This window comes from Streptomyces sp. 3MP-14 (genome assembly GCF_006334905.2).
GTDB classification, from domain to species: Bacteria; Actinomycetota; Actinomycetes; order Streptomycetales; family Streptomycetaceae; genus Streptomyces; species Streptomyces triticirhizae.
This window is the reverse complement of the sequence record NZ_VDLZ02000006.1, coordinates 27,231-39,341: the sequence shown is the minus strand read 5'-3', so window position 1 is coordinate 39,341 and position 12,111 is coordinate 27,231. Positions and strand designations below refer to the sequence as shown.

Genomic DNA, 12,111 nt, shown 5'->3' with positions numbered 1-12,111 from the left:
GGCGCGGGCCCGGCGGCGGGCTCGCGCCGGGGAGCGGGCAGGGAACGCGCCAACTCCGCCGTCGACGGGGCGAGATCCGGCCAAAGCACGGCGCCGGACCGTGATGTCGGTTACGCGGCAGCGCAGTTGGCTGGTCCACAGCCGTGAGTGGCCGTCACCGTCCGGACTCCTCTGTCAGCGGGGCGTGGCACAATCCGATGAGAAGGCGACAAGAGAGCGAGTGAGGCGGTGAGTTCGAATGCTCCTAGCGGCGGAAGAAGACGACATCACCAACATCATCGGCGGAATCGCGCCTGACTGGGGCCCGTTCGCCGCGGTGGGCAACGAGGCCAGGACGATGATCCAGGTGATCATGGCGCTGGCCATCCTGATCTGCATGGCCATCGCGATCTGGGGCGCGGCCAAGCAGCGGATCGGTTCCACCGCCATGCGGGACAGCTTCAGCGCCGAGCAGGGCAAGGGACTGATTGTCGCCGGGCTGACCGGGATCTTCATCATCGGTTCGCTGGGCACGCTGTTCACCATCATCTACGGCATGGCGATCTGAGGCGCCCACGCGTCCGGCGGGGGGGCACGGCCAGGGAGGAACGGCGACTGATGGGTGAACGGGCGGCGCGCCGGCGCCCGTTGCGGCACGCGCTGCTGGTCGCCGTGGCCGGCGCCACGCTGCTGGCCGGCTGCGCCATCGGCCCGGCCAGCGACCGTCTGGCGGCGGCGGACGGCACCGCGCCGCCCGCCCCGGAGGAGACGGGCGACGAGGGCCGGCCCGGGGACGGCACCGAAGGGCCGACCGACCCGGCCACGACGCCCGAGCCCGAGCACTCGGCGGAGCCGGAGGGCTCGGCGGACGATCCCGAGGTGCTGGCCGAGGGCCTCGCCGACGCCTGCTGCCTGGCCGAACTCCCCGGCACCGACGACGTGTTGGTCGGCTCCCGCTCCGGCGAGATCACCCGGGTCGCGGCGGACGGCGGGACGACAGAGCTGGGCCAGCTCGCCGTGCTGGCCGGGAACGCCACGGGCGAGCTGCTCGGCCTGGCCGTCGACCCGGGCTACGACGAGGCCGGCTCCACCGACAACCTGCTCTATGCCTTCTACAGCGGCACCGACCAGCGACGGGTCGTGCGCTACACCCTCAACCAGCGCGGGGACGGCGAGTTGGGCACCGCCCCCACCACCCTGGTCAGGGACCTGCCGCGCGGCGAGTCCGCCAACGGCGGCGCACTCGCCTTCGGCGACGACGGGCTGCTCTACATCGCCACGGGCGCCGCCGGGCAGCCGGAGTTGGCGACGGACCCGGAGTCCGAGGCCGGCAAGATCCTGCGCGTGGCGTCCGACGGCACGCCGGCCCCCGGCAATCTGCCGGCGGACTCCCGGATCTACGCCATGGGGTACCCGGACGTGCGCGGCCTCGCCTGGGACCAGGACCGGGACGGCCTGTGGGCGGTGACCGTCACCGACGAGGGCGCCGTCGAGGTGACCCTCGTCCCGCCCGGCGGCGTGGAGGACGACGGCGGGGACCGCGTTCGGCTCGACTGGGGGGCCGGGGATGTCGCCCCGGCGGGGCTGGCGTATGTCGCCGGCTCGCTGTGGGTGCCGTCCGCCGTGGGCACGCCGCTGTGGCGACTGCCGTTGGACGGCGTGGAGTTGTCGGGCGGCAGCGCCCAGGAGCTGAGCCCCGACGCGTTCCCGACGCCGGCCGCCGCGCTGGCCGGCGCGGACGGCGCCGCGCTGCTTGTCCTCGGCCAGGACGGCACCCTCACCCGCTACCAGGTGGAGTGAGCCGGGTTCAGACCCCGAGCCCCCGCGCCACCAGGTCGAGCAGGGCGAAGCCGAACAGCGCGATGCCGACGAAGCCGTTGACGGTGAAGAACGCCCGGTTGATGCGGCTGAGGTCGTCGGGCCTGACGATGCCGTGCTCGTAGGCGAACGCGCCCGTCACCACGACCAGCCCCACCCACAGCAGCGGCCCGCCGTCGGTCGCCACCGTGTACCAGGCGAACAGCCCCAGCGTCACCAGGTGGCTCAGCCGCGCGCCGAGCAGCGCGCCCGCGATGCCGAACCTGGCCGGCACCGAACGCACCCCGCCCGTCCGGTCGGAGGCCACGTCCTGGCAGGCGTAGATCAGGTCGAAGCCGCCGATCCACAGCCCCACCGCCACGCCCAGCAGCGCCGCGTCCCAGGACCAGGAGCCGGTCACCGCGAGCCAGCCGCCGACCGGGCCCATCGCCTGCGCCAGCCCCAGGATCGCGTGCGGGAAGTCGGTGAACCGCTTGCCGTACGGGTAGACCACCATCGGCACCACGGCCAGCGGCGCCAGCGCCAGGCAGAGCGGGTTGAGCAGCGCGGCGGCGCCCAGGAAGAACGCCAGCGCGACCCCGGCGCCCACCCACGCGGTACGCACCGACACCGCCCCGGTGACCAACTCGCGGTGCGCGGTGCGGGGATTGCGGGCGTCGATCTCGCGGTCGATGATCCGGTTCGCAGCCATCGCGAAGGTCCGCAGCCCCACCATGGCGACGGTCACCAGCAGCAGCGTCAGCCAGTCCACCGTGCCGTCGTCCAGGAACATCGCGGTCAGCGACGCCATGTAGGCGAAGGGCAGCGCGAAGACCGAGTGTTCGATCATCACCAGCCGCAGGAAGGCCCGCACCCGGCCCGGGCCCGCGCCGGGCCGTTCGTCCGTCGTCGGCGCCGCCGTCACAGGCCGTACTCCTTCCACCGGGCGGTGACCCGCTCGGCGACCTCCGGGTCGGAGACGATCATCTCCGGCCAGCCGCCGTCCCTGGTGTAGCCCTCCTCCGGCCACTTGGCGGTGGCGTCGATCCCCGCCTTGCCGCCCCAGAACTGCTGGTAGGAGGCGTGGTCCAGGTGGTCGACCGGCCCCTCGGTGTGCAGCACGTCGCGGGCGTAGTCGACGTTCCCCAGCGCCCGCCAGGCCACGTCGTTCGGGTCGTGCACGTCGCAGTCGGCGTCGACGACGACGACGAGCTTGGTCAGCGACATCATGTGCGCGCCCCAGACCGCCGACATCACCTTCTGGGCGTGTTTGGGGTACTTCTTGTCGATCGAGATGATCGCGCAGTTGTGGAAGGCGCCGCTCTCCGGCAGGTGGTAGTCGACGATGTCCGGGATGATCACCTTGAGCAGCGGCAGGAAGAAGCGCTCGGTGGCCCGGCCCAGCGGCCCGTCCTCGGTCGGCGGGCGGCCGACGACGATCGACTGGAAGATCGGCTTGCGCCGCATGGTGACGCAGTCGATGGTGAGCGCGGGGAACGGCTCCTGCGGCGTGTAGAAGCCGGTGTGGTCCCCGTAGGGGCCCTCCGGCAGCATCACTCCGGGCTCCAGCCAGCCCTCCAGCACCACCTCGGCGTCGGCCGGGACCTGGAGCGGCACCGTCTCGCAGTCCACGAGTTCGACCCGCTTTCCGCCGACGAAGCCGGCGAAGAGATATTCGTCGATATCTCCCGGAAGGGGCGCGGTGGCGGCATAGGTGACGGCGGGCGGGCAGCCGAACGCGATGGCGACCGGCAGCCGCTCGCCCCGCCGGGCGGCGACCTGGTAGTGGTTTCTGCTGTCCTTGTGGATCTGCCAGTGCATTCCGATGGTGCGCCGGTCGTGGCGTTGCAGGCGATACAGCCCGAGATTGCGCACCCCGGTTTCCGGGTCCTTGGTGTGGGTGAGGCCCAGATTGAAGAACGAGCCGCCGTCCCTGGGCCAGGTGAACAGCGCGGGCAGCCGTTCCAGGTCGACCTGGTCACCGCGCAGCACGACCTCCCGCACGGGCCCGTTCTTCACCTTCTTCGGCGGCACGTGCGACATCGAGGCGAGCTTGCCGAACGCCTCGCGGAATCCGACGAAGCCCTGCGGCAGCTCCGGCTTGAGCAGCCCGCCGATGCGTTCGCTGATCTCCTCGTAGGAGCCCAGCCCCAACGCCTTCAGCAGCCGGCGGTCGGTGCCGTAGACGTTCATGGCCAACGGCAGGTCGGAGCCCTTGACGTTCTCGAAGAGCAGCGCGGGACCGCCGGCCTTGTTCACGCGGTCCGTGATCTCGCCCACTTCGAGATGGGGATCGACCTCGGCCTTGACGCGCTTGAGGTCGCCGTCCTTCTCCAGGGCCTTCAGCAGCGCACGGAGGTCGTCGTATGCCATGGGCCTCAGTATTCCGGACGCATTACCCTGGGCCTTAGTCAGGGGCCACGCTCCGGCCCACGCCATCTCGCCCAGGGGGACTACCATGCTGAGGGTGCTGCTGTTTCTGGTACCGCTGGCACTGGCCATCTACGCCTTGGTGGACTGCATCAGCACCAAGGACGAAGAGGTGCGCCACCTGCCCAAGTTGGTGTGGCTCGCCCTGATCGTGCTGGCCTGGGTCATCGGCCCCCTCGCATGGATTCTGGTGGGCCGCCAGCGCGGCTCCGCCGGCGCCGGAGGCCGCCGGGGCTCCACGGGCTGGGTCGCCCCCGATGACAACCCCGAGTTCCTGCGCTCCCTGGGCGAGGGCTCCGAGCGCCCCGACGGCGCCGGGGACCCCGAGAACGGGAAGGGGCCCGACGACAAGGAGCTGCTGGAGAGCTGGGAGGAGGATCTCCGGCGGCGCGAGGAGGAGCTGCGGCAGCGCGGCGACGGGGACGAGGGTCCCCCGCCGGAACCGCCCGCCGGCGGCAAGGGCTGACGTCCTCCCCCGCCCGATTCTCCGCTTCGATTGACCTTCGACTCAGGGCCGGCCCTTCCCCCGGGGCCGGCCTTCGTCATGCGGTATGACCGGCTCGGCGGCCGGCGCCGGCACCGTGAAGTGCTCGCCGGCCCTCGGCACGCCCACGCCCGCCCAGCGGAACGGCAGCCCGCAGGCGGTGTCCGGGTGCGGCCGGTCCATCAGCTGGAAGTGCAGGTGCGGCTCGGAGGAGTTCCCGGTGTTGCCGCAGCGCGCCAACTCCTGCCCGGCGCGCACCCGTTCGCCGGGGCGCACGGTCAACGACTCGCGCCGCAGGTGCGCGTAGAGGGCGTAGGTTCCGCCGCCGAGATCCAGCACCAGGTGGTTGCCGATGACCCGGTCGGCGCCGACGACGTCCCGCACGGCGCCCGAGAGGAACAGCCAGAGCAGCGCCGGCCAGGAGTTCCGGCTGCGGTGGTCGCGCTGCCCGTCGTGCGCGGTCAGCACGGTGGCGTCGGCAACGGCCAGCAGCGGCGCGCCGAAGGCGGGGAAGTCGGCGTTGCGCCGGGTCACCGGCCACCAGCCGAACCGGGGCCGGGCCGGGCCCGCCGCGTCCTCGGGCCGCTCGGCGACCACGTCGATGGCGTGGCTCTGCCCGTACTTCCTGATCCCGTGGCTGGGCACCCGGTCGGCCGGGCTGTTCAACGCGGACCAGCTGCCGGCGACCGGGGGCGCCACGGTCAGCGGGGTGGCGTCGCGTGGTTCGTCGCGGCGCAGGAGCAGCGCGGCGGCCAGCTGGCTGCCCAGCGCGGCGGCGATCAGCAGCCAGCCGCCCAGCGCGGGCAGCCCGGCCAGCAGGTCGGCGAGCACATAGGCGAGGAACGCGATCCAGCAGGTCCGGCCGAGCACGGCGAGCGCCAGCCGCGCGCGGCGGGGCGCGGGGGCGGCCCCGGTCGGGGCCGCGCCGGGGGTCGGGGTCGGATGTTGGTTGGTCGGGCTCGGGTCGGTGGTCCGGTTCGGCTCGATGGTCGGCAAGGCTCTCAGCTCCCTTGGGTTCACGGGGTGGGGCGCCCGGCGGTCGTCGCGCTACGGCGTGGCCAGGGCCATGGCGACCAGCAGCGGGACCACCCGCTGCGGCGGCACGGCCCAGCGGCCCCGGCCGGCGCCGGTCAGCCAGCCGGCGGCGGCCAGCTGGCGCAGGTGGTGGTAGATCTGGCCGGTGGTGCCGGTCTCCGGCAGCTCGGCCAGCTCGGCGGCCGTGCGGCGGCCGGCCAGCACCTCGCGCAGCAGCCGCAGCCGCACCGGGTGTCCGAGCGCGGCGAACGCGTCGGCCGCCAGCGACCAGTCGTCCTCCAGCAGCGCCTCGACGGTCCGCCCGTACTGCCACTCGTACCGCTCCTCGGTCGGTAGCGAGACCGCGCCGGTGAAGAGCACCGCGCCGTCCGGCGCCGCCTCGCCCAGCCGGGCCCTGAGCCCCTCAAGGGCCCAGAACCGGTCCTCGGCGCCCGGTCCCTCGCCGTCCGGCTCGGCGGCGCCCTCGCGGCGCGCCGCCTCCCACTCGGCCATGCGCCGCTCCAGGGCGGCGACGCGTTCCTCCAGCTCCATGGAGACGAGATTACGTAACTACGTAATCTCTGGCAAACGAGGGAGGCCAGCCCCGGAAGACAGGCCGACGGCCCGGGCGCGCTGGGCGCCCGGGCCGTCGTCGTTCAGCTCAGGAGGGGTTCCGGGGTGCGGCTCACACTTCGGCGTGCTCGCCCCGCAGGAACTCCATCGGGTCGATGGCCGAGCCGTAGTCGGCGGTGGTGCGGACCTCGAAGTGGAGGTGCGGGCCGCTGCTGTTACCGGTGTTACCGGACAGCGCGATCTCCTCGCCGGTGTCCACCTCGTCACCCACCGCGACCTCGACCTCGGAGAGGTGCGCGTACTGGGTGAAGGTGCCGTCACCATGGTCGACCACCACGGCGTTGCCGTAGGCGGGACCGTCACCGGCACCGTTGCCGCCGGCCTTCACCACGGTGCCCTCGTGCACGGCGTTCACCTCGGTGCCGTTGGGCACGGCGAAGTCCTGGCCACTGTGCTTGCTGGCCCAGCGGTCACCGCTGTTGCCATACGTCGCCGACAGCTCGTAGTCACCGGCGATCGGCGAGACCCAGTCCTCGGCGCTGGGCTTGTCGTCGCCCTTGCTGTCCTGGGCGGCGCTCTCGTCGGCGCTCTTGTCGGCGTCGTCCTTGGCGGTGGTGCCGCCGGTCGCGCCGGTCGGCTCGCCCGTGGTCTGGCCGTCGGCGGCCTGGACCACCTCGGAGACGGTGTGGGCGGCGTAGACGTCGGCGGGGTTGCCATCGGCCGCCACCGCCGCGCCCGTGAGAACGACCGACGCGGTCAGGCCGGCAGCCGCCAGGGTGGCGACGCGGGTGTGCGGACGGAGGTTCTCGCGGATGCGGTGCGTGGTGATCTTCGGCATGGAGGTCCACCTCGGTAAGTCGGGGATATCCGGGAAAAGCCCTGAAACCCGGACAAAACAAACTAACACCACCTTGGTAACCCATCCCCGAACCCCTGACAAGACCCCCCGTTACGACCCTCCTTCGTAGGCGGCCCGCCGCGTTCACGACCCCTTTTCGCGCACGCGATCCCGGCCGCGACGGCGGATTTCCCGGCCGGGAACGGCGCCCCGCGCAGCCCCTCCCACCTGCGCCGCTTCGACCAGGCACGACGCCAAGGGCCTCGGTCCCCGACAAAAGCCAGGCCCGCGCCGGGGCGAATTCCTCCTTCGCCCGGGACGAAAGTCCCGGCCCTTTGTCCCATTCGGCTCCTAAGCCACCCCGTAGGCCGTTTCCGGCTGTGGCCGGCGTCACGGAAAGGGCCACGAAAAAGCACCCGGGGACGCGTCGCGACGCGTCCCCGGGTGCCGTGCCCACCCGCTGCGGCGGGGCTACACCCCGCCGTAGGAGTGCAGGCTGTCAAAGAAGATGTTCACTCCGTAGTAGTTGACCAGGAAGCAGAGGAACCCGGCCACCGCCAGATACGCCGCCTTCCGGCCCTTCCAGCCGACGGTGGCCCTCGCGTGCAGATAGCAGGCGTAGGCGACCCAGGTGATGAACGCCCAGGTCTCCTTCGGGTCCCAGTCCCAGTAGCGTCCCCAGGCGTCCTCGGCCCAGATCGCACCGGCCACGATGGTGAACGTCCACAGCGGGAAGACCGCCGCGTTGATCCGGTAGGCGAACCGGTCCAGCGTCGCCGAGGACGGCAGCCGGCCCAGCACGGACCTGCTGAACGTGCCGATCTGGGCGTCCACGGCGAGCTTCGCCTCGTAGCGGTCCCTGAAGAGGAAGAGCACGCTGCTGATCGCGCCCAGATAGAGCAGCCCGCCGCAGACGATCGCCAGCGGGACGTGAATCCACATCCAGATCGAGTCCAGCGCCGGCACCAGCTGCTGGGTCTCGGTGTAGAGGACGGTGGTCGCCAGGCCCAGGTCGAGCAGGACCGTGCCGACCACGATCAGGCCCAGCCAGCGGGTCTTGCGGCGCAGCAACAGCAGGATGAGGAACGCGCCGGTCACCACCATGGAGAACGCGGTGGAGAACTCGTACATGTTGCCCCAGGGCCCGCGCTCCACCGCAACCGCCCGGGACACCACCCCGCCCAGGTGGAGCAGGAAGGCGAGGGTGGTCAGCGAGACCGCGATCCGCCCGTAGGTGTCGCCGCGCTCGTCACCGCCCGCCGCGCCCGGGCCGTCCGGGACGTCCGCCCGGCCCGGGTTGGCCGAGCGGGTGACAACCTTGGGCCGCTCCAGCACGCTGGTGCCGTTCCGGCCGCGCACGGTGACGGCCGGGCCAGCCGAGGCGGCGCCCCGGGCAGCCTTGTCCTCGGCCTCCAGGGTGGGCAGGGTTCTGGCCACCCTGCTGCGTCCGCCGAGGACCCACTCGGCGACATAGGCCAGAAAGGCCAGGGCGTAGACGGCCATCGCCGTGTACACCAGCACGTTGCTGGTGTCGGCGAGGCCCTGGTCGGCGGCGAGCATCATGGGCGCGCTCCTTCGGCGGACGAGGCGGAGTCGGGCTTCCGTTCGGCGTCGGCGTCGGGCTCGGTCCCGGCGTCGTCTTCGGTACCTGGGTCGGGGTCCCTGGCGAGGTCGGGTTCGGAGTCGGGGTCGGGGTCGGGGTCGGCTTGGGCTTCGGCTGCGGGGTCCTCGGGCCCGGGCCCCGCATCTGGCTCGGGCTCCGGCTCCCGTTCCATCGGGGCGTCGGGCTGGAGGTCGGCGGCCAGGTCGGCCAGCTCCTCGGGGATCTTCGCCGACTCGGTGCGGCCCAACGAGGCCATCTCCACCACGGTCATCCCGTCCGGGCCGGTCCGGGCCCGCACCCAGATCCGGCGGCGCTGGAGGAACAGCGAGCCGACCAGGCCCAGGATCGCGGCCATCGAGCCGGCCAGCGCCCAGCTGTTGCCCTCCCGCGTCGTGATCTGGAACGTCGCCCAGTTCTCGTACCGCTCGAAGGTCAACGTGCCCCGGCCATCCGGCAGTTCGACGGACTCGCCGGGCAGCAGGTCGAACCGGAACAGGTCTCCGCTCTCGTCCCGCAGCTGCTCCATGTCGTCGGTGTCGAGCTGGTACACGTTCTGCGGGATGCCGGAGGCGATGCCCAGGTCGCCGTGGAAGGCGTTGAGCGTGAGCACCGGGTAGTCGGGCTCGGGGAAGGTGGAGTGCGGGCCGCGCACCTCGTCGATGTTGTACGTCGGGTTGAAGAAGCCCTGGAAGCCGAGCTGATCGTGCTCCCCGTCCGGGCCCACGTAGTCGCTGACCTTGATCACGCCGGTCGAGGTGAAGGCGTTGTCCTGCGGGAGGAACGGCACCGGGCCGCTGAACGCCGTGTTGCCCTCGGCGTCGGTCACGGTGACCACGGGCGCGTAGCCGTGGCCGAGCAGCCTGACCTTGGCGTCGCCGACCCGGAGCGGCTCGTTGACCTCGATGGTGTCGGACGTCTCCGTCCCGTCGTCGGTCCAGTAGGTGACGTCGGCGCGGAACTCGGTGGGCGTGCCGATGTCGACGCTGTCCCTGCTGTAGCGGTAGTGGAACGCGTCGAGGGTGAAGCCGAACCGCTCCAGGTCGTCCACGTCGTAGAGCCGGCCGGAGGAGAAGTCGTCGTACTGCGGCAGCGCGTTGGTGAAGCCGCTGCCCTGGACGACCAGCTTGCCGCCCTCGGAGTGGTAGAGCTGGCCGGCGGCGAAGGCCACCAGCATCACGATCAGCGCGACATGGAAGAGGAGGTTGCCCGCCTCGCGCAGATAGCCCTTCTCGGCGGCCACCTGCCCCTCGCGCCCCGGCTGGTCCGCGAGGTCGGTGCGGAACCTGCGCCTGCGCAGCCTGCGCCGCGCGGCGGCCAGCACCTCCTCGGGCGGGGTGGCGGTGCGCCAGGTGGTGTAGGCCGGCATCCGGTCCAGCCGCCGGGGGGCGCGCGGGGGGCGCGCGCGGAGCTGTCCGACAAACTGCCAGGTGCGCGGGAGGATACAGCCGATCAGCGAGACAAAGAGCAGGATGTAGATCGCAGAGAACCAGATCGACGAGTAGACGTCGAAGAGCTGGAACCGGTCGTAGATCTCGGAGAGCCCCGGGTTCCGTTGGCGGAAGTCCGCGGCGACGGTGACGTCGGAGCGTTCCTGCGGGATGAGCGAGCCCGGGATGGAGGCGAGCGCCAGCAGCAGGAGCAGCAGCAGCGCGACCCGCATCGAGGTCAGCTGCCGCCAGAACCAACGTCCCCAGCCGACCAGCTCGCGCGCCGTCCAGGAGAGCGCGCCACCCACGCCCGGGGCGCGCGTTCCACCGAACGAGCCGGCGCCGCGCGCCCGTTCGCCCTCCCGCTCCGGCCCGCCCGGGGCCCCGGCGCCGCCGGCTCCCTCGTCGAGCGGGGCCGTGGTCAGCCCGGCGGTCGCGGACTCCTCGTCCCGCCGCTGCTCGGGCACCTCGGGTGCCTCGGGCACCTCGGGCCCGTCGGGGTTCTCCGGCGCGCGGCCCGCCGAGGCGTCGGTCGCGACGCCGGCGCGCGGAGCGTCTTCGTGTGTCATGGGGTCAGACTCCCGGGGTGAACTGGACGCTCCAGACCTGCATTTCGTACACCATCCGCTCCCAGACGCCGCTGACCAGCAGCACCCCGGTGACGATGAGCATCGCGCCGCCCAGCCGCATCACCCACAGATAGTGCCGCTTGACCCAGCCGAACGCCCCCAACATCCGCCGGAACGCGACGGCCGCCAGCAGGAACGGCAGCCCCAAGCCCAGGCAGTAGGCGAAGGCGAGCACCGCCCCGCGCCCCGCCGTTCCCTCGCTGACCGCCAGCAGGTTGACGGCGGCCAGGGTCGGCCCGACGCACGGCATCCAGCCGATGCCGAAGACGACGCCCAGCATGGGCGCGCCCGCCAGCCCTATCGCCGGCCTGGTCCGCAGCCGGAACTCGCGGGGCGTCAGCCAGGGCAGGGCGCCCACGAAGAACAGACCGAGCAGGATGGTGAGCACGCCGAAGACCCGGTTCAGGACCTCCCGGTGGCTCAGCAGCGTCGAGCCGAACCCGCCGAAGAGCGCGCCCCCCGAGACATACACGGCGGTGAAGCCCAGCACGAAGAGCCCGGCGCCGGCGAGCATCCGCCCGCGTTTGGCGTCCGCGAGGTCGGCCCCGCCGACCCCGGTGACATAGGAGAGGTAGCCGGGCACCAACGGCAGCACGCAGGGCGAGAAGAACGACACCAGCCCGCCGAACAGCGCGACCGGCAACGCCAACAGCAGCGCCCCGCTCAGGACCGTCTCGTTGTAGCCCATGGCCGAATCAGCCCTCCGCGATCACCGGTTCGAGGGCGTCCCGCAGCTCGTCCTCGGTCAGCGGCTTCAGCAGCCGGACCGCGATCCGCCCCTCCCGGTCCACGATCAGGGTCGAGGGAATGGCCTGCGGGTTGAGGCTGCCCCTGGGGAACTCCAGCAGCATCCGGCCGTCGGGGTCGTAGAGGCTCGGGTAGGGCACCTCGTGCCGCTCCTCGAACGCCCGGGCGTTCTCCACCGAGGGGTCCCTGGTGTTGATCCCGACGAACTGAACGCCCTGGTCGGCGGTCTCCTCGGCGATGGTCACCAGGTTGTCGGCCTCGGCGATGCAGGGCGCGCACCAGGCGCCCCAGAAGTTGAGCACCAGCACGTCGCCCTCGTAGTCGGCGATGCTGAGCTGCTCGCCGTCCACCGTCTCCCCGGACAGCTCCGGCACCGGCTGCCGGTCGGCGGGCGCGACGACGGTGATCTGGCCGTTGCCCTGCACGATGTTGCTGTCGCCGCCCGAGGGACCGGCCTGGTCCCCCGAGCACGCGGTCAGCGCCAGCAGGCCGGCCACGGCCACGGCGCCCTTGACAACCCGGAACTGGATCATGTGAAAAGTTTCCCATGCGTCCCTGAGCGATCTTTCGCGCCCCCCGGCTCGGCGCTT

General features: G+C 72.1%; 12 protein-coding genes. 3 read left to right on the top strand and 9 right to left on the bottom strand.

The window, feature by feature from the left end:
- The first annotated feature begins 238 nt into the window (after positions 1 to 238).
- Complete coding sequence (locus tag FH609_RS10975) at positions 239 to 547, top strand: hypothetical protein (RefSeq protein ID WP_122185713.1); 309 nt, start codon at positions 239 to 241, stop codon at positions 545 to 547.
- Between the two features lie 50 nt (positions 548 to 597).
- Positions 598 to 1,779: a PQQ-dependent sugar dehydrogenase gene (locus tag FH609_RS10970; protein WP_139675478.1), complete on the top strand. Its 1,182-nt coding sequence runs from the start codon at positions 598 to 600 to the stop codon at positions 1,777 to 1,779.
- 7 nt (positions 1,780 to 1,786) lie between these two features.
- On the opposite strand, the gene mqnP is transcribed toward FH609_RS10970, so the two are convergent.
- Both mqnP and FH609_RS10960 read right to left on the bottom strand, forming a co-directional pair.
- Positions 1,787 to 2,701 carry a menaquinone biosynthesis prenyltransferase MqnP gene (mqnP, locus tag FH609_RS10965; RefSeq protein WP_226961566.1) on the bottom strand — a complete coding sequence of 305 codons (915 nt, stop codon included), beginning with the start codon at positions 2,699 to 2,701 and terminating at the stop codon, positions 1,787 to 1,789.
- Positions 2,698 to 4,149, bottom strand: a complete 1,452-nt coding sequence (locus FH609_RS10960) for a menaquinone biosynthesis decarboxylase (protein WP_139675479.1) — start codon at positions 4,147 to 4,149, stop codon at positions 2,698 to 2,700. Before FH609_RS10960 ends, mqnP begins: the two co-directional genes overlap by 4 nt.
- An 85-nt stretch (positions 4,150 to 4,234) precedes the next feature.
- On the opposite strand from FH609_RS10960, the gene FH609_RS10955 reads away from it, so the two are divergent.
- The gene (locus FH609_RS10955; RefSeq protein WP_139675482.1) at positions 4,235 to 4,672 is read left to right on the top strand and encodes a PLD nuclease N-terminal domain-containing protein; all 438 of its coding nucleotides are present in this window, start codon (positions 4,235 to 4,237) and stop codon (positions 4,670 to 4,672) included.
- 42 nt (positions 4,673 to 4,714) lie between these two features.
- Here the strand turns inward: FH609_RS10955 and FH609_RS10950 are convergent, their stop codons facing one another.
- From FH609_RS10950 to FH609_RS10920, 7 genes are all read right to left on the bottom strand, one after another.
- On the bottom strand, positions 4,715 to 5,686 hold the full coding sequence (locus FH609_RS10950) for a M23 family metallopeptidase (RefSeq protein WP_405379177.1): 972 nt from the start codon (positions 5,684 to 5,686) through the stop codon (positions 4,715 to 4,717).
- Positions 5,687 to 5,737: 51 nt separating this feature from the next.
- Complete coding sequence (locus tag FH609_RS10945) at positions 5,738 to 6,256, bottom strand: ArsR/SmtB family transcription factor (protein WP_139675484.1); 519 nt, start codon at positions 6,254 to 6,256, stop codon at positions 5,738 to 5,740.
- A 133-nt stretch (positions 6,257 to 6,389) separates the two neighbouring features.
- On the bottom strand, positions 6,390 to 7,115 hold the full coding sequence (locus tag FH609_RS10940; RefSeq protein ID WP_139675486.1) for a M23 family metallopeptidase: 726 nt from the start codon (positions 7,113 to 7,115) through the stop codon (positions 6,390 to 6,392).
- A 471-nt stretch (positions 7,116 to 7,586) separates the two neighbouring features.
- Positions 7,587 to 8,678 carry a c-type cytochrome biogenesis protein CcsB gene (gene ccsB / locus FH609_RS10935; protein WP_139675488.1) on the bottom strand — a complete coding sequence of 364 codons (1,092 nt, stop codon included), beginning with the start codon at positions 8,676 to 8,678 and terminating at the stop codon, positions 7,587 to 7,589.
- On the bottom strand, positions 8,675 to 10,714 hold the full coding sequence (locus tag FH609_RS10930) for a cytochrome c biogenesis protein ResB (RefSeq protein WP_139675490.1): 2,040 nt from the start codon (positions 10,712 to 10,714) through the stop codon (positions 8,675 to 8,677). Before FH609_RS10930 ends, ccsB begins: the two co-directional genes overlap by 4 nt.
- A gap of 4 nt (positions 10,715 to 10,718) precedes the next feature.
- On the bottom strand, positions 10,719 to 11,462 hold the full coding sequence (locus tag FH609_RS10925; protein WP_139675492.1) for a cytochrome c biogenesis CcdA family protein: 744 nt from the start codon (positions 11,460 to 11,462) through the stop codon (positions 10,719 to 10,721).
- 7 nt (positions 11,463 to 11,469) lie between these two features.
- Positions 11,470 to 12,054 (bottom strand): TlpA family protein disulfide reductase, encoded by a 585-nt coding sequence (locus FH609_RS10920; RefSeq protein WP_139675494.1) that lies wholly within the window; start codon positions 12,052 to 12,054, stop codon positions 11,470 to 11,472.
- Positions 12,055 to 12,111 lie beyond the last annotated feature (57 nt).

Excerpts from the sequence above, each read along its gene's own strand:
- FH609_RS10975 (WP_122185713.1), top strand. The coding sequence starts at position 239 with ATGCTCCTAGCGGCGGAAGAAGACGACATCACCAACATCATCGGCGGA.
- FH609_RS10970 (WP_139675478.1), top strand. The coding sequence starts at position 598 with ATGGGTGAACGGGCGGCGCGCCGGCGCCCGTTGCGGCACGCGCTGCTG.
- FH609_RS10960 (WP_139675479.1), bottom strand. The coding sequence starts at position 4,149 with ATGGCATACGACGACCTCCGTGCGCTGCTGAAGGCCCTGGAGAAGGAC.
- FH609_RS10955 (WP_139675482.1), top strand. The coding sequence starts at position 4,235 with ATGCTGAGGGTGCTGCTGTTTCTGGTACCGCTGGCACTGGCCATCTAC.
- FH609_RS10945 (WP_139675484.1), bottom strand. The coding sequence starts at position 6,256 with ATGGAGCTGGAGGAACGCGTCGCCGCCCTGGAGCGGCGCATGGCCGAG.
- FH609_RS10940 (WP_139675486.1), bottom strand. The coding sequence starts at position 7,115 with ATGCCGAAGATCACCACGCACCGCATCCGCGAGAACCTCCGTCCGCAC.
- ccsB (WP_139675488.1), bottom strand. The coding sequence starts at position 8,678 with ATGATGCTCGCCGCCGACCAGGGCCTCGCCGACACCAGCAACGTGCTG.
- FH609_RS10930 (WP_139675490.1), bottom strand. The coding sequence starts at position 10,714 with ATGACACACGAAGACGCTCCGCGCGCCGGCGTCGCGACCGACGCCTCG.
- FH609_RS10925 (WP_139675492.1), bottom strand. The coding sequence starts at position 11,462 with ATGGGCTACAACGAGACGGTCCTGAGCGGGGCGCTGCTGTTGGCGTTG.
- FH609_RS10920 (WP_139675494.1), bottom strand. The coding sequence starts at position 12,054 with ATGATCCAGTTCCGGGTTGTCAAGGGCGCCGTGGCCGTGGCCGGCCTG.